This window comes from Streptomyces sp. NPDC037421, from assembly GCF_055602105.1.
In genome coordinates this window covers 290524-305314 of record NZ_JBVJWV010000006.1, presented here as the reverse complement: position 1 = coordinate 305314, position 14791 = coordinate 290524, and the positions used below count along the sequence as shown (strand labels likewise).

General features: G+C 67.6%; 18 protein-coding genes. 17 read left to right on the top strand and 1 reads right to left on the bottom strand.

What is annotated here, in order from left to right; translation table 11 throughout:
- Nucleotides 1-128 precede the first annotated feature (128 nt).
- The gene (locus tag ACZ7IF_RS12510; protein WP_470967993.1) at nucleotides 129-2612 is read right to left on the bottom strand and encodes a YfhO family protein; all 2484 of its coding nucleotides are present in this window, start codon (nucleotides 2610-2612) and stop codon (nucleotides 129-131) included.
- A gap of 401 nt (nucleotides 2613-3013) precedes the next feature.
- Between ACZ7IF_RS12510 and rpsL the strand changes: the two genes are divergently transcribed.
- The 17 genes from rpsL (at nucleotide 3014) to rplN (ending at nucleotide 14790) form a co-directional block, all read left to right on the top strand.
- Nucleotides 3014-3385, top strand: a complete 372-nt coding sequence (gene rpsL / locus ACZ7IF_RS12505; protein ID WP_007265893.1) for a 30S ribosomal protein S12 — start codon at nucleotides 3014-3016, stop codon at nucleotides 3383-3385.
- Between the two features lie 2 nt (nucleotides 3386-3387).
- The gene (rpsG, locus tag ACZ7IF_RS12500; RefSeq protein ID WP_007265894.1) at nucleotides 3388-3858 is read left to right on the top strand and encodes a 30S ribosomal protein S7; all 471 of its coding nucleotides are present in this window, start codon (nucleotides 3388-3390) and stop codon (nucleotides 3856-3858) included.
- A 39-nt stretch (nucleotides 3859-3897) separates the two neighbouring features.
- Complete coding sequence (gene fusA, locus ACZ7IF_RS12495) at nucleotides 3898-6030, top strand: elongation factor G (protein ID WP_470967989.1); 2133 nt, start codon at nucleotides 3898-3900, stop codon at nucleotides 6028-6030.
- 151 nt (nucleotides 6031-6181) lie between these two features.
- Entirely contained in the window at nucleotides 6182-7375 is a 1194-nt protein-coding gene (gene tuf / locus ACZ7IF_RS12490; RefSeq protein ID WP_361606931.1) for an elongation factor Tu, read from the top strand.
- A 181-nt stretch (nucleotides 7376-7556) separates the two neighbouring features.
- Complete coding sequence (locus ACZ7IF_RS12485; protein ID WP_470967980.1) at nucleotides 7557-8570, top strand: hypothetical protein; 1014 nt, start codon at nucleotides 7557-7559, stop codon at nucleotides 8568-8570.
- Between the two features lie 477 nt (nucleotides 8571-9047).
- The gene (rpsJ, locus tag ACZ7IF_RS12480; RefSeq protein WP_003948644.1) at nucleotides 9048-9356 is read left to right on the top strand and encodes a 30S ribosomal protein S10; all 309 of its coding nucleotides are present in this window, start codon (nucleotides 9048-9050) and stop codon (nucleotides 9354-9356) included.
- A gap of 14 nt (nucleotides 9357-9370) precedes the next feature.
- On the top strand, nucleotides 9371-10015 hold the full coding sequence (gene rplC, locus ACZ7IF_RS12475) for a 50S ribosomal protein L3 (RefSeq protein WP_007265899.1): 645 nt from the start codon (nucleotides 9371-9373) through the stop codon (nucleotides 10013-10015).
- Nucleotides 10016-10019: 4 nt separating this feature from the next.
- Nucleotides 10020-10670 carry a 50S ribosomal protein L4 gene (rplD, locus tag ACZ7IF_RS12470; RefSeq protein WP_007265900.1) on the top strand — a complete coding sequence of 217 codons (651 nt, stop codon included), beginning with the start codon at nucleotides 10020-10022 and terminating at the stop codon, nucleotides 10668-10670.
- The gene (gene rplW / locus ACZ7IF_RS12465; protein ID WP_007265901.1) at nucleotides 10670-10993 is read left to right on the top strand and encodes a 50S ribosomal protein L23; all 324 of its coding nucleotides are present in this window, start codon (nucleotides 10670-10672) and stop codon (nucleotides 10991-10993) included. Before rplD ends, rplW begins: the two co-directional genes overlap by 1 nt.
- A 39-nt stretch (nucleotides 10994-11032) precedes the next feature.
- Nucleotides 11033-11869: a 50S ribosomal protein L2 gene (rplB, locus tag ACZ7IF_RS12460; protein ID WP_125822122.1), complete on the top strand. Its 837-nt coding sequence runs from the start codon at nucleotides 11033-11035 to the stop codon at nucleotides 11867-11869.
- 12 nt (nucleotides 11870-11881) lie between these two features.
- Nucleotides 11882-12163, top strand: coding sequence for a 30S ribosomal protein S19 (rpsS, locus tag ACZ7IF_RS12455; RefSeq protein ID WP_007265903.1), 282 nt, complete (start codon nucleotides 11882-11884; stop codon nucleotides 12161-12163).
- A gap of 43 nt (nucleotides 12164-12206) precedes the next feature.
- Entirely contained in the window at nucleotides 12207-12554 is a 348-nt protein-coding gene (rplV, locus tag ACZ7IF_RS12450) for a 50S ribosomal protein L22 (RefSeq protein ID WP_007265904.1), read from the top strand.
- On the top strand, nucleotides 12554-13393 hold the full coding sequence (gene rpsC, locus ACZ7IF_RS12445) for a 30S ribosomal protein S3 (protein WP_007265905.1): 840 nt from the start codon (nucleotides 12554-12556) through the stop codon (nucleotides 13391-13393). The genes rplV and rpsC overlap by 1 nt, the downstream gene beginning before the upstream one ends.
- 5 nt (nucleotides 13394-13398) lie before the next feature.
- Nucleotides 13399-13818 carry a 50S ribosomal protein L16 gene (gene rplP, locus ACZ7IF_RS12440; protein ID WP_007265906.1) on the top strand — a complete coding sequence of 140 codons (420 nt, stop codon included), beginning with the start codon at nucleotides 13399-13401 and terminating at the stop codon, nucleotides 13816-13818.
- Nucleotides 13818-14042 carry a 50S ribosomal protein L29 gene (rpmC, locus tag ACZ7IF_RS12435; RefSeq protein ID WP_007265907.1) on the top strand — a complete coding sequence of 75 codons (225 nt, stop codon included), beginning with the start codon at nucleotides 13818-13820 and terminating at the stop codon, nucleotides 14040-14042. The genes rplP and rpmC overlap by 1 nt, the downstream gene beginning before the upstream one ends.
- Nucleotides 14042-14323, top strand: coding sequence for a 30S ribosomal protein S17 (gene rpsQ / locus ACZ7IF_RS12430; RefSeq protein ID WP_007265908.1), 282 nt, complete (start codon nucleotides 14042-14044; stop codon nucleotides 14321-14323). Before rpmC ends, rpsQ begins: the two co-directional genes overlap by 1 nt.
- Nucleotides 14324-14421: 98 nt before the next feature.
- A complete protein-coding gene (rplN, locus tag ACZ7IF_RS12425; protein WP_003956455.1) occupies nucleotides 14422-14790 on the top strand; it encodes a 50S ribosomal protein L14 in 369 nt (122 codons plus the stop codon).
- Nucleotide 14791 lies beyond the last annotated feature (1 nt).

Below are 14791 nucleotides of genomic sequence, written 5' to 3'. Positions count from 1 at the left end.
AGCTCGTATGACGAAGCCCCCCACCGCTCCGAGAGGAGCGGTGGGGGGCTTCGTCGTGTCCGGGGGCCGGACGCGGGCGCAAGCGGCCGTACGGGGCGGCCCGGGGCCGCCCGGGGGCGGCCTCTCCGTCAGCCCCGCTCGCGGCGGCGTCTGAAGTAGCCCGCCGTGGTGGCCGAGGCCAGGGTGAGGAGGGCCAGGGCGGCGGCTGCGAGGCCCGGGGTGAGGCCCTTCGGGGTGAAGGTGCAGGAGAGGGTGCGCGTGCTCGGGGTGACGGGGACGGAGAGGAGGCCGTGGAAGTCGCGGATCGGGGCCGAGCACTGCCAGCCGGGGATGTTCGTCACCGCCAGGACGGCGGTGCCGGTGGTGTTCGGGGGGAGGGTGGCTTCGAGGGTGTGGCCGCCGACGCGGACCGAGGTGGCGCCCGTCGCCTTCAGGGTGCCGACGGTGCGGTCCAGGGCCGCGCGGTCCAGGCAGCCGATGGGGTGGGCGCCGGCCGTGGCGTTCTCCGTGCGGGTTTCCACCGTCGCGGTGACCTCGCCCGAGGCGGGGACCGGGCCCAGGGGGACGACGCCCGTCATGCGGTCCATGAGGGGGAGTTCGGAGGTCGGGGTGCGAAGGGTGCCGTACAGGGAGGGGGAGTACCAGTAGGCCTCGGAGCCCGGGGTGCACCGGGCCGCGTACGTCTGGGTGGTGGGGGTGCCCGTTCGGGTGGTCGCCGGGACCTCGTAGACCGTGGTGCCCAGGACGTCCTCCTGGTGGGCGTAGACCGAGTCGGCGGGGTTGGGGGAGGCGTACGGGGCCGTGCGGAGCGTGACCAGGGGCGGGGCGGGGTGTTTCGTCGCCGTCCAGGTACCCGGGGTGGTGCCCGGGCGGACGCGGGCGCCGATCGAGAAGATCGCGTCGAGCACCGGGTTGTCGGCGCCGAAGAAGGTCCGGCCGTCGTTCTTGAAGCCGTAGCCGAGGGGTTCGAGGGCCTGGTACGTGGCTTCCGGGAGGTAGCTGCTGTAGTACTGCGGGCCCTCCGCCCGGAGGGCGAGGGCGTCGTTGTACGAGGTCTGCGGCGCGCCCGAGTCCGTCCGGTAGGCGGGCCAGCCGTCCACGTCGCGGACGGCTTCGAAGTGGTTGGTGATCGAGCGGTTCGAGGTCGGCACGGGAGCCGCCCAGCGCTCGCGGGAGCGGCGGGCGTCCGCGTTGGCGGCCGCGACCGTCGATTCGGCGAAGACCACGCCGGTCATGAGGAGGGCGGCGAGGGGGAGCAGGACGCGGTGCTTCTCCGCCCGGGTGAGCAGCAGCAGGGCCAGCAGGGAGGCCGCGCCGCCGCCCAGGACGGCCGGCCAGGTCCAGCCGCCGAAGTCGTTCGTGTGGCGGAGCACGAAGGTGGCCACGAGGAGCAGGGCCGCCGACAGGGCCAGGTGCAGGGGGCGGGGGCGGTTGGCCAGGGCGAGCCAGGCCAGGATGACGACCATCCCGCTGAACACGAACGCCTCGCGGTACGGGTTGCCGTTCGGCACCGCCAGGCCGTGCCACACGTACTGCGTCGGGGGGAACTGGAAGGAGACCAGGACCAGGAGGGTGGCCGCCGCCCAGACCAGGCGGGTGCGGGCCGCGATGCGGGTGTTGAGGAGGAAGCTGCCCGCCAGGATCAGCCCGAGGGAGGCCACGTACAGGCGCGGGCGTCCGCCCCACAGGTGCGTGGCCGGGAGCATGCCGGAGAGGAAGATCTCGATCCGGACGGGGTCGAAGGCGCCGGCCTTGGTGGGCTGCGCCGCCCCGCTGGACAGGAACGACGGCAGCAGGAGGGGGAGGGTCAAGAGGATGCCCACCGCCGCCGCGGTCGCCGCCCGCCACAGGGCGCGCAGCCGCTGCGCGCCCGTCATGTCCAGGGTGACCAGGCGGATGGCCAGCAGGACGCAGGCCGCCATCGTGGCCATCATCGCCGTGTAGAAGTTCCCGAACCAGGCGAGGGCGACCAGCAGCGCCACCCCCGGCCAGCGGCGTCCCTCCAGGCACCACTCGACGGCGATGCCGAGCAGCGGGAGGGCGACCAGGCCCCACAGCCACATCGGGATGTACGAGGCGTCGCTGAGGGCCCAGCCGCACAGTCCGTACGTCGCCCCGAGCACCCCGCGCTGCCACCACGGCCCGGGGTGCAGCTTGCCGAGGTAGACGGTCATCACGGCGGCGGCCGTACCCATGGTGACCGGGGTGATCACGAAGACGGCGAGGTCGACGTGCTCGCGCGGGACCAGCACGGCGAGCCAGGAGAAAGGATTGCCCAGGTAGGTGTAGTAGTCGGACAGGAACTGCTGTCCGAAGCCTCCCCGCCAGGTGAACAGCACGTCGCCGGCGGCCTGGCCGTGGACCAGGTCCCACAGGGCGCGGTGGAAGGGGACGTACTGGTTGGCCTGGTCGTTGATGGCCCGGCCCTTGTCCCCGAAGGGGAAGGTGCCCCGCGCCGCCCAGGCCGCGCAGAAGGCGCCCGAGGTGACGAGGAAGGCCAGCAGGGGGCCGTACAGCCGGGAGAGTGCGGCGCGCCGCCGTGACGAGGGGGTCCGGCCGCCGTCCGGGGGCGGGTTTTCCGCCGTCGTCGGCTCCGAGGTGACCGTCCCCAATGTCCTGCTCCTGGCGCTCGTACGTTTTGGAATGACTCGCTGGGATTCGCTGGGCAGTGTAGTTCGCCCTCTCTAGCACGCCGGTGCGCGATCCGCGCGCCCACCCCGGCCCGGGCCCTCCCGCCCGTGCGGCGCCTGAGCTGTGCGGTCGTCGCGGCGGTGGCGGTGCGGCTTATGTTTTGACCGGAGTGGATGCGGTGGGTACGCTCAGACCTTGTGCCTGGGGTGTGCCTGGGCTCCCGTGCGTGTCCATCAACCGCACGTGAGAGTCAACGGCCACCGCGATCCATGCGTCTTTCCGCGCTTGCGGAGGGGTCCGCCGGATCCGACACACCCGACCGCGTGGGTCGGCAAAGTTCCAGGTTAGCTTCACTACACGGCACACAGAAACCGGAGAAGTAGTGCCTACGATCCAGCAGCTGGTCCGTAAGGGCCGGCAGGACAAGGTCGAGAAGACAAAGACCCCCGCGCTCGAGGCTTCGCCCCAGCGTCGCGGCGTCTGCACGCGTGTGTTCACGACCACCCCGAAGAAGCCGAACTCGGCGCTCCGTAAGGTCGCGCGTGTGCGTCTGACCTCCGGCATCGAGGTCACCGCTTACATTCCGGGTGAGGGACACAACCTGCAGGAGCACTCGATCGTGCTCGTGCGTGGTGGCCGTGTGAAGGACCTGCCGGGTGTTCGTTACAAGATCATCCGCGGTGCGCTTGACACCCAGGCTGTCAAGAACCGCAAGCAGGCCCGCAGCCGCTACGGCGCCAAGAAGGAGAAGTAAGAATGCCTCGTAAGGGCCCCGCCCCGAAGCGCCCGGTCATCATCGACCCGGTCTACGCATCTCCTCTGGTGACCTCGCTCATCAACAAGATCCTGCTGAACGGCAAGCGCTCCACCGCCGAGCGCATCGTCTACGGCGCCATGGAAGGCCTCCGCGAGAAGACCGGCAACGACCCGGTCATCACGCTGAAGCGCGCGCTGGAGAACGTCAAGCCGTCCCTCGAGGTCAAGTCCCGCCGTGTCGGTGGCGCGACCTACCAGGTCCCCGTCGAGGTCAAGCCGGGTCGCCAGTCGACCCTGGCCCTCCGCTGGCTCGTGGGTTACTCCCGCGCCCGCCGCGAGAAGACCATGACCGAGCGCCTGATGAACGAGCTTCTCGACGCCTCGAACGGCCTCGGTGCGGCCGTCAAGAAGCGCGAGGACACGCACAAGATGGCCGAGTCCAACAAGGCCTTCGCGCACTACCGCTGGTAGTCCCAACCCACATCGAGACCGAGAGAAGACTGAGCCGATATGGCTACCACTTCGCTTGACCTGGCCAAGGTGCGCAACATCGGCATCATGGCCCACATCGACGCGGGCAAGACGACCACCACCGAGCGCATCCTGTTCTACACCGGTGTGTCGTACAAGATCGGTGAAGTCCACGACGGCGCTGCCACGATGGACTGGATGGAGCAGGAGCAGGAGCGCGGCATCACGATCACGTCCGCCGCGACGACCTGCCACTGGCCGCTCGAGGACGTCGACCACACCATCAACATCATCGACACCCCGGGTCACGTTGACTTCACGGTCGAGGTGGAGCGTTCGCTCCGCGTCCTCGACGGTGCCGTCACCGTGTTCGACGGTGTCGCCGGTGTGGAGCCGCAGTCCGAGACCGTTTGGCGTCAGGCGGACCGCTACGGCGTCCCGCGCATCTGCTTCGTCAACAAGCTCGACCGTACCGGCGCCGAGTTCATGCGCTGCGTCGACATGATCAAGGACCGCCTCGGTGCGGTTCCGATCGTCATGCAGCTCCCGATCGGTGCCGAGGCCGACTTCCAGGGTGTCGTCGACCTCGTCCGCATGAAGGCTCTCGTGTGGTCCGCCGAGGCCACCAAGGGCGAGATGTACGACGTCGTCGACATCCCGGCCACGCACACCGAGCTGGCCGAGGAATGGCGCGGCAAGCTCGTCGAGCAGGTCGCCGAGAACGACGAAGAGATGATGGAGCTCTTCCTCGAGGGCGAAGAGCCCTCCGAGGAGCAGCTGCACGCCGCCGTGCGTCGCATCATCCTCGGCTCCGGCAAGGGCAAGGGCGAGCCCACGATCACCGCGGTGTTCTGCGGTACGGCGTTCAAGAACAAGGGCGTTCAGCCCCTGCTCGACGCCGTCGTGCGCTACCTCCCGTCGCCGCTCGACATCGAGGCCATCGAGGGCCACGACGTCAAGGACGCCGAGGTCGTCGTGAAGCGCAAGCCGTCCGACGAGGAGCCCCTCGCCGCGCTCGCGTTCAAGATCATGAGCGACCCGCACCTCGGCAAGCTCACCTTCGTCCGGGTTTACTCGGGCCGCCTGGAGGCCGGCACCGCGGTGCTGAACTCCGTCAAGGGCAAGAAGGAGCGCATCGGCAAGATCTACCGCATGCACGCGAACAAGCGTGAGGAGATCGACGCGGTGGGCGCCGGCGACATCGTCGCCGTCATGGGCCTGAAGCAGACCACCACCGGTGAGACGCTGTGCGACGACAAGGCGCCCGTGATCCTGGAGTCCATGGACTTCCCGGCTCCGGTCATCCAGGTCGCCATCGAGCCCGCCTCCAAGGGCGACCAGGAGAAGCTGGGTGTCGCCATCCAGCGTCTCGCGGAAGAGGACCCCTCGTTCCACGTCCACTCGGACGAGGAGACGGGCCAGACCATCCTCGGCGGTATGGGCGAGCTGCACCTCGAGGTGCTGGTCGACCGTATGAAGCGCGAGTTCAAGGTCGTCGCCAACGTCGGCAAGCCGCAGGTCGCGTACCGCGAGACGATCCGCAAGGCCGTCGAGCGTCACGACTACACCCACAAGAAGCAGACCGGTGGTACCGGTCAGTTCGCCAAGGTGCAGATCGCGATCGAGCCGATCACGGACGCCGATGGCCCGGCGTACGAGTTCGTCAACAAGGTCACCGGTGGCCGCGTGCCGAAGGAGTACATCCCTTCGGTCGACGCCGGTGCGCAGGAAGCCATGCAGTTCGGCATCCTGGCCGGCTACGAGATGACTGGCGTCCGCGTCACGCTTCTCGACGGTGGCTACCACGAGGTCGACTCCTCCGAGCTCGCCTTCAAGATCGCCGGTTCGCAGGCCTTCAAGGAGGCCGCGCGCAAGGCTTCTCCCGTGCTCCTCGAGCCGATGATGGCCGTCGAGGTCACCACGCCGGAGGAGTCCATGGGCGACGTCATCGGTGACATCAACTCCCGCCGTGGCCAGATCCAGGCCATGGAGGACCGTCACGGAGCCAAGATCGTCAAGGGCCTCGTGCCGCTTTCGGAGATGTTCGGCTACGTCGGAGACCTCCGCAGCAAGACCTCGGGTCGCGCCAGCTACTCGATGCAGTTCGACTCCTACGCCGAGGTTCCCCGGAACGTCGCCGAGGAGATCATCGCGAAGGCCAAGGGCGAGTAACTCTTCCGAGTACACGCTTTAGGCTTGTCACCGGAGCCTCTGGGGCAACAGGAGCAAACACTCCCGTTGCCCCGGGGAACCCGGCTTTCCAGCAAAGATCACCTGGCGCCGATCTGTAAGGCGTACAGAACCACTCTCCAGGAGGACCCCCGTGGCGAAGGCGAAGTTCGAGCGGACTAAGCCGCACGTCAACATCGGCACCATCGGTCACATTGACCACGGTAAGACGACCCTCACGGCCGCCATTACCAAGGTGCTGCACGACGCGTACCCGGACCTGAACGAGGCCTCGGCCTTCGACCAGATCGACAAGGCTCCTGAGGAGCGCCAGCGCGGTATCACCATCTCCATCGCGCACGTCGAGTACCAGACCGAGGCGCGTCACTACGCCCACGTCGACTGCCCGGGTCACGCGGACTACATCAAGAACATGATCACCGGTGCCGCGCAGATGGACGGCGCCATCCTCGTGGTCGCCGCCACCGACGGCCCGATGCCGCAGACCAAGGAGCACGTGCTCCTGGCCCGCCAGGTCGGCGTTCCGTACATCGTCGTCGCCCTGAACAAGGCCGACATGGTGGACGACGAGGAGATCCTGGAGCTCGTCGAGCTCGAGGTCCGTGAGCTGCTCTCCGAGTACGACTTCCCGGGCGACGACCTGCCGGTCGTCCAGGTCTCCGCGCTGAAGGCGCTCGAGGGCGACAAGGAGTGGGGCGAGAAGCTCCTCGGCCTCATGAAGGCCGTCGACGAGTCGATCCCGACCCCGCCGCGTGACACCGACAAGCCGTTCCTGATGCCCGTCGAGGACGTCTTCACGATCACCGGTCGTGGCACCGTCGTCACCGGTCGCATCGAGCGTGGTGTCCTCAAGGTCAACGAGACCGTCGACATCATCGGCATCAAGACCGAGAAGACCACCACCACGGTCACCGGCATCGAGATGTTCCGCAAGCTGCTCGACGAGGGCCAGGCCGGTGAGAACGTCGGTCTGCTCCTCCGTGGCATCAAGCGCGAGGACGTCGAGCGCGGCCAGGTCATCATCAAGCCCGGTTCGGTTACGCCGCACACCGAGTTCGAGGCCGCCGCGTACATCCTGTCGAAGGACGAGGGTGGCCGTCACACCCCGTTCTTCAACAACTACCGCCCGCAGTTCTACTTCCGTACCACGGACGTGACCGGCGTCGTGACCCTCCCCGAGGGCACCGAGATGGTCATGCCGGGCGACAACACCGACATGACGGTCGCGCTGATCCAGCCGGTCGCCATGGAGGAGGGCCTGAAGTTCGCCATCCGTGAGGGTGGTCGCACCGTCGGCGCCGGCCAGGTCACCAAGATCACGAAGTAATTCGTGCTCTGACCTGGTAGCTCGCGGCAGCGGGCACCATGTTTGACGCGAGGGCCCCTTTCCCACCGCTCCGGCGGCGGGGGAGGGGCCCTTCGTCGTACCCCCCTGTAAAGGCCGCATAAAGACCGTGTGAGAGGCTCCGCAACAGTACGAACGGGCGATCGACCAGGGTGGGAAACGCATGGGACAGCAGGGCGGCGGCAGACACGACGAGCCGCAGGGGTGGCGGACCGGGCCGGCGTGGCGGGAGAGGGAGGGCCGCGGCCCGGGCAAGCGGCGCCTGAAGGCCGCGGCGGCGCTCGTCGCCGTCGGGGCGGCCGCGCTGATCGTCGTACGGCCGGAGCTGGTCATCGACCGGGTGACGGGGAAGGCGGAAGCCCGCAAGGCGGCCGCTGAGGCCTCGCCGCTGCCGGCCGAGTCGGTACGTCCGACCGCGGCCCCGGAGGCCGCGTACCCGGACCGTCCGACCCTGAAGGAGCCGTTCCGGGGTTCGCCGGCCGCCCAGTGGGCCGATGGCGCCGCCGGTATCGAGGTCCCGGAGGCGACCGCCGTCGGCGGCATGTCCCGGGAGGCCGTGGCCGACGCGCTGGTGAAGGCGAAGCAGTTCCTGGTCGGGGCCAACCTGGATCCGGCCACCCTGCGGGGGGAACGTCCGGGGGCGGCGATGGCCCTGCTGGACCCGAAGGACGAGAAGACCCGGACGGCGATGGCGAAGGCCTTCGAGCGGCCCGGACGGGACCAGGACCCGCTGGACTGGTTCACCCGGTACGACCCGGCCGAGCTCAAGCCGGCGGGCGACGCGGTCAAGGTCCGGGGCCGGATGTGGGTGGAGGCCGGCGAGGAGCCCGGGCAGGCCCACGTGCGGGCGGACTACTCCTTCGTCTACCCGTTCACGAAGGTCAAGGGGAACCCGGAGGACGTCGCGCGGACCATCGTCCGCCGCGAGTTCACCTTCTCGATCGCGGACCCGGACAAGTGGGAGGGCACCGCGGGCAAGCTGTGGCTCTTCCAGATCAACCGGGACATCGCCAACAGCTCCTGTGACCGCTTCGACGGCTACCTGCACCCGTCGTTCTTCTCGGACGCGGACAACGGCGGAACGGCGCCCTCCGGGCCGCCGGTGGACCCGTACGACCGCAGCAAGGGCATCGCGGTCGAGGGGCAGGAGGGATGCGGGACCGTGTCCCGAACCTGATCAGCGGTCCGGCCTGCGAGAACCCCGCCGGGCGAAGGGTGTGGCGCGGTTTGACGTGTCCGCGCGGCGGGGTATTCTCTTCGGCCCGATTGGCCAGGTACGTGTCTCGTATGGCAGACTACTCAAGTTGCTCGGTTGAGTGCCGATGCTGTGCGCCTCCCGCCGGGAGGACCGGAAGCGAGTCCCACAGTACTCGTCGTCCTTAATCTGCCTTTCGGGGCAGCAATGAGGGCGGACGTACGGGAATCTTCTGGGAAGTGTCAGCACGGTGCCCACCAGGCACTCGGTGGGTGTTTCTCCCCCGATGCGCGGTCAGGACCGCATCCCCTTGGACGAGGGAATTTCCGTATGGGAATTTTCTGTAGAGGGCATGCGACACGCCCGACCGCGTGGGTCGGAGAGAAGCCGCGGAACCCCGTTCCGCAGCCTCCCGGGAGCCAGAGCGTTTCCACACAGAGACAGGACTACGGAGTAGCCATGGCGGGACAGAAGATCCGCATCCGGCTCAAGGCCTACGACCACGAGGTCATCGACTCCTCGGCGAAGAAGATCGTCGAGACGGTGACCCGCACTGGTGCGTCGGTCGCGGGCCCGGTGCCGCTGCCCACTGAGAAGAACGTGTACTGCGTCATCAAGTCGCCGCACAAGTACAAGGACTCGCGCGAGCACTTCGAGATGCGCACGCACAAGCGCCTGATCGACATCCTCGACCCGACGCCCAAGACCGTTGACTCGCTGATGCGCCTGGACCTTCCGGCCGGCGTTGACATCGAGATCAAGCTCTGAGAGGCGTCGAGAAGATGGCAAAGCAGATCAAGGGCGTCCTGGGCGAGAAGCTCGGCATGACCCAGGTCTGGGACGAGAACAACCGTGTCGTCCCGGTGACCGTCGTCAAGGCCGGACCCTGCGTCGTGACCCAGGTCCGTACGAACGACATCGACGGCTACGAGTCGGTCCAGATCGCCTTCGGCGAGATCGACCCGCGCAAGGTGAACAAGCCCCTCAAGGGCCACTTCGCCAAGGCCGACGTGACCCCCCGCCGCCACCTGGTGGAGCTCCGCACCTCCGACGCCAGCGAGTACACGCTCGGCCAGGAGATCACTGCCGAGGTGTTCGAGTCCGGCGTCAAGGTTGACGTCACGGGCAACAGCAAGGGCAAGGGCTTCGCCGGTGTCATGAAGCGGCACAACTTCCGGGGCCTCGGCGCCGGTCACGGTGTGCAGCGCAAGCACCGCTCCCCCGGTTCGATCGGTGGCTGCGCCACCCCTGGGCGTGTCTTCAAGGGCATGCGCATGGCCGGTCGCATGGGTAACGAGCGCGTCACCACCCAGAACCTGACCATCCACGCGGTTGACGCGGAGAAGGGTCTGCTCCTCATCAAGGGCGCGGTCCCCGGTCCGAACGGCGGCCTCGTCCTGGTCCGTACCGCGGCCAAGGGGGCTTGAGGTAATGAGCACCATTGACATCCTTTCGCCGGCAGGCGACAAGGCCGGTACCGTCGAGCTCCCCGCGGAGATCTTCGACGCGAAGACCAGCGTTCCGCTGATCCACCAGGTCGTCGTCGCCCAGCTGGCAGCTGCCCGTCAGGGCACGCACAAGACCAAGACCCGTGGCGAAGTCCGTGGTGGTGGCAAGAAGCCTTACCGCCAGAAGGGCACCGGCCGCGCCCGTCAGGGTTCGACCCGCGCTCCGCAGTTCGCCGGCGGTGGCGTCGTCCACGGCCCGCAGCCGCGTGACTACTCGCAGCGGACCCCCAAGAAGATGAAGGCCGCCGCCCTCCGCGGTGCCCTCTCGGACCGTGCGCGTCACTCCCGCATCCACGTCGTCACCGGCGTGGTCGAGGGTGCCGCCTCCACGAAGGCCGCCAAGACGCTGTTCGGCAAGATCTCGGAGCGCAAGAACCTGCTCCTGGTCGCCGAGCGCTCTGACGAGCTGGCGTGGCTGTCCGCCCGCAACCTGCCCCAGGTTCACATCCTGGAGCCGGGCCAGCTGAACACGTACGACGTGATCGTCTCTGACGACGTGGTCTTCACCCAGGCCGCGCTCGAGTCCTTCGTGTCTGGCCCCAAGGCCGATGAGACCGAAGGGAACGAGGCCTGATGTCTGAGGCGACCGTTACCAGCAAGACCTTCACCGACCCGCGCGACCTGCTGATCAAGCCGGTCGTCTCGGAGAAGAGCTACGCGCTGCTGGACGAGAACAAGTACACGTTCATCGTCGCGCCCGGCGCCAACAAGACCCAGATCAAGCAGGCCGTCGAGGCGGTCTTCTCGGTCAAGGTCACCGGGGTCAACACGATCAACCGTCAGGGTAAGCGCAAGCGCACCAAGACCGGTTTCGGCAAGCGCGCCAACACCAAGCGCGCCATCGTGACCCTTGCCGAGGGCAACCGTATCGACATCTTCGGCGGCCAGGCCTCCTAACGGAGGTCTAGTCGTCCGGAATCGGACGAGGACTGAGAAATGGGTATCCGCAAGTACAAGCCGACGACCCCGGGCCGTCGTGGCTCCAGCGTCGCCGACTTTGTCGAGATCACGCGGTCCACGCCGGAGAAGTCGCTGGTTCGCCCTCTGCACAGCAAGGGCGGCCGTAACAACACCGGCCGGATCACCGTTCGCCACCAGGGTGGTGGACACAAGCGCGCCTACCGTGTGATCGACTTCCGTCGTCACGACAAGGACGGCGTGCCGGCCAAGGTCGCGCACATCGAGTACGACCCCAACCGCACCGCGCGCATCGCGCTGCTGCACTACGCCGACGGCGAGAAGCGCTACATCATCGCGCCGCGCGGTCTGCAGCAGGGTGACCGGATTGAGAACGGCCCCACGGCCGACATCAAGCCGGGCAACAACCTCGCGCTCCGCAACATCCCGGTCGGTACCACGATCCACGCGATCGAGCTCCGTCCCGGTGGCGGCGCGAAGTTCGCCCGCTCCGCTGGTGCCTCCGTGCAGCTGCTCGCGAAGGAGGGCGTGATGGCCCACCTCCGCATGCCGTCCGGTGAGATCCGTCTCGTCGACGCGCGCTGCCGCGCCACCGTCGGCGAGGTCGGCAACGCCGAGCAGTCGAACATCAACTGGGGCAAGGCCGGCCGTATGCGCTGGAAGGGCGTTCGCCCGACCGTCCGCGGTGTCGCGATGAACCCGGTTGACCACCCGCACGGTGGTGGTGAGGGCAAGACCAGCGGTGGTCGCCACCCGGTCTCCCCGTGGGGTCAGAAGGAGGGTCGTACTCGCTCGCCGAAGAAGGCTTCGAGCAAGTACATCGTCCGCCGCCGCAAGACGAACAAGAAGCGCTAGGAGCGGGTTTAGATGCCGCGCAGTCTCAAGAAGGGGCCCTTCGTCGACGACCACCTCGTAAAGAAGGTGGACGCCCAGAACGAAGCCGGCACCAAGAACGTCATCAAGACCTGGTCCCGTCGCTCGATGATCATCCCCAGCATGCTGGGTCACACGATCGCGGTGCACAACGGCAAGACCCACGTCCCGGTGTTCGTCACCGAGTCGATGGTCGGCCACAAGCTCGGCGAGTTCTCGCCGACTCGCACCTTCCGCGGCCACGTCAAGGACGACCGGAAGTCGAAGCGCCGCTAATCGCGGGGTGGTTACGACTATGACTAACACCGAAGGGACAACCATGGAAGCCAGGGCCCAGGCGCGGTACATCCGCGTCACGCCCATGAAGGCCCGCCGAGTGGTGGACCTCATCCGTGGCATGGATGCCACGGAGGCTCAGGCGGTCCTGCGTTTCGCCCCGCAGGCCGCGAGCGTGCCGGTCGGCAAGGTGCTTGACAGCGCCATTGCCAACGCCGCGCACAACTACAACCACCCGGACGCCTCCACGCTGGTCATCAGCGAGGCGTACGTGGACGAGGGCCCGACCCTGAAGCGGTTCCGTCCGCGTGCCCAGGGCCGTGCCTACCGGATCCGCAAGCGGACCAGCCACATCACCGTGGTCGTCAGCAGCAAGGAAGGTTCCCGGTAATGGGCCAGAAGGTAAACCCGCACGGGTTCCGACTCGGCATCACCACGGACTTCAAGTCCCGCTGGTACGCCGACAAGCTGTACAAGGACTACGTCAAGGAAGACGTCGCCATCCGTCGGATGATGACGTCCGGCATGGAGCGCGCCGGCATCTCGAAGGTTGAGATCGAGCGCACCCGTGACCGCGTGCGTGTGGACATCCACACCGCCCGTCCCGGCATCGTCATCGGCCGCCGTGGTGCCGAGGCCGACCGCATCCGCGGTGACCTCGAGAAGCTCACGGGCAAGCAGGTCCAGCTGAACATCCTCGAGGTCAAGAACCCCGAGCTCGACGCTCAGCTCGTTGCCCAGGCCGTTGCCGAGCAGCTCTCCTCCCGCGTCTCCTTCCGTCGTGCCATGCGCAAGAGCATGCAGGGCACCATGAAGGCCGGCGCCAAGGGCATCAAGATCCAGTGCGGTGGCCGCCTCGGCGGCGCCGAGATGTCCCGCTCCGAGTTCTACCGCGAGGGTCGTGTGCCGCTGCACACGCTGCGCGCGAACGTGGACTACGGCTTCTTCGAGGCCAAGACCACCTTCGGCCGTATCGGCGTGAAGGTCTGGATCTACAAGGGCGACGTCAAGAACATCGCCGAGGTTCGCGCCGAGAACGCTGCGGCCCGTGCGGGTAACCGCCCGGCCCGTGGTGCCGGCGCTGGCGACCGTCCCGCCGGCCGTGGTGGCCGTGGTGGCGAGCGCGGCGGCCGTGGTGGCCGCAAGCCGCAGCAGGCTGCTGGCGCCGAGGCCCCCAAGGCCGACGCTCCCGCCGCCGCTCCGGCCGAGAGCACCGGAACGGAGGCCTGACCGACATGCTGATCCCTCGTAGGGTCAAGCACCGCAAGCAGCACCACCCGAAGCGCAGCGGTATGGCCAAGGGCGGTACTGAGGTCTCGTTCGGCGAGTACGGCATCCAGGCGCTCACCCCCGCCTACGTGACGAACCGCCAGATCGAGGCGGCTCGTATCGCGATGACCCGCCACATCAAGCGTGGCGGCAAGGTCTGGATCAACATCTACCCGGACCGCCCGCTGACGAAGAAGCCTGCCGAGACCCGCATGGGTTCCGGTAAGGGTTCCCCCGAGTGGTGGATCGCGAACGTGCACCCGGGCCGGGTCATGTTCGAGCTGTCCTACCCGAACGAAAAGATTGCGCGTGAGGCTCTCACTCGTGCGGCCCACAAGCTGCCGATGAAGTGCCGCATCGTCAAGCGCGAGGCAGGTGAGTCGTGATGGCGACGGGAACCAAGGCGTCCGAGCTCCGCGAGCTCGGCAACGAGGAGCTCGTTGCCAAGCTGCGCGAGGCCAAGGAGGAGCTGTTCAAGCTCCGTTTCCAGGCGGCCACCGGCCAGCTGGAGAACAACGGCCGGCTCAAGTCCGTCCGTAAGGACATCGCTCGCATCTACACCCTGATGCACGAGCGTGAGCTCGGTATCGAGACGGTGGAGAACGCCTGATGAGCGAGAACAACGTGACTGAGAAGACCGAGCGCGGTTTCCGCAAGACCCGTGAGGGTCTGGTCGTCAGCGACAAGATGGACAAGACCGTCGTCGTCGCCGTCGAGGACCGTGTGAAGCACGCGCTGTACGGCAAGGTCATCCGCCGTACGAACAAGCTCAAGGCGCACGACGAGCAGAACGCTGCCGGCGTCGGCGACCGCGTCCTCATCATGGAGACGCGTCCGCTGTCGGCGACGAAGCGCTGGCGCATCGTCGAGATCCTCGAGAAGGCCAAGTAATTACTTGAAGGGGTAACCCTTCAGGTTCGTTCCGCCAGGCTCGGCCGGGGCTTCACTGAAGCCCCGGCCGGGAACCGGCAGACAAACAGGAGATAGACGTGATCCAGCAGGAGTCGCGACTGCGTGTCGCCGACAACACTGGTGCCAAGGAGATCCTTTGCATCCGTGTTCTCGGTGGCTCCGGTCGCCGCTACGCGGGCATCGGTGACGTCATCGTCGCCACCGTCAAGGATGCGATCCCCGGTGGCAACGTGAAGAAGGGTGACGTCGTCAAGGCGGTCATCGTTCGCACCGTCAAGGAGCGCCGCCGCCAGGACGGCTCGTACATCCGCTTCGACGAGAACGCCGCCGTCATTCTGAAGAACGACGGCGACCCTCGCGGCACCCGTATCTTCGGCCCCGTGGGCCGTGAGCTGCGCGAGAAGAAGTTCATGAAGATCATCTCGCTCGCGCCGGAGGTGCTGTAAG

Bases quoted from the DNA above. Each gene is read 5' to 3' on its own strand.
- rpsG (WP_007265894.1), top strand. From the start codon at position 3,388: ATGCCTCGTAAGGGCCCCGCCCCGAAGCGCCCGGTCATCATCGACCCG.
- fusA (WP_470967989.1), top strand. From the start codon at position 3,898: ATGGCTACCACTTCGCTTGACCTGGCCAAGGTGCGCAACATCGGCATC.
- ACZ7IF_RS12485 (WP_470967980.1), top strand. From the start codon at position 7,557: ATGGGACAGCAGGGCGGCGGCAGACACGACGAGCCGCAGGGGTGGCGG.
- rpsJ (WP_003948644.1), top strand. From the start codon at position 9,048: ATGGCGGGACAGAAGATCCGCATCCGGCTCAAGGCCTACGACCACGAG.
- rplC (WP_007265899.1), top strand. From the start codon at position 9,371: ATGGCAAAGCAGATCAAGGGCGTCCTGGGCGAGAAGCTCGGCATGACC.
- rplD (WP_007265900.1), top strand. From the start codon at position 10,020: ATGAGCACCATTGACATCCTTTCGCCGGCAGGCGACAAGGCCGGTACC.
- rplW (WP_007265901.1), top strand. From the start codon at position 10,670: ATGTCTGAGGCGACCGTTACCAGCAAGACCTTCACCGACCCGCGCGAC.
- rplB (WP_125822122.1), top strand. From the start codon at position 11,033: ATGGGTATCCGCAAGTACAAGCCGACGACCCCGGGCCGTCGTGGCTCC.
- rpsS (WP_007265903.1), top strand. From the start codon at position 11,882: ATGCCGCGCAGTCTCAAGAAGGGGCCCTTCGTCGACGACCACCTCGTA.
- rplV (WP_007265904.1), top strand. From the start codon at position 12,207: ATGGAAGCCAGGGCCCAGGCGCGGTACATCCGCGTCACGCCCATGAAG.
- rpsC (WP_007265905.1), top strand. From the start codon at position 12,554: ATGGGCCAGAAGGTAAACCCGCACGGGTTCCGACTCGGCATCACCACG.
- rplP (WP_007265906.1), top strand. From the start codon at position 13,399: ATGCTGATCCCTCGTAGGGTCAAGCACCGCAAGCAGCACCACCCGAAG.
- rpmC (WP_007265907.1), top strand. From the start codon at position 13,818: ATGGCGACGGGAACCAAGGCGTCCGAGCTCCGCGAGCTCGGCAACGAG.
- rpsQ (WP_007265908.1), top strand. From the start codon at position 14,042: ATGAGCGAGAACAACGTGACTGAGAAGACCGAGCGCGGTTTCCGCAAG.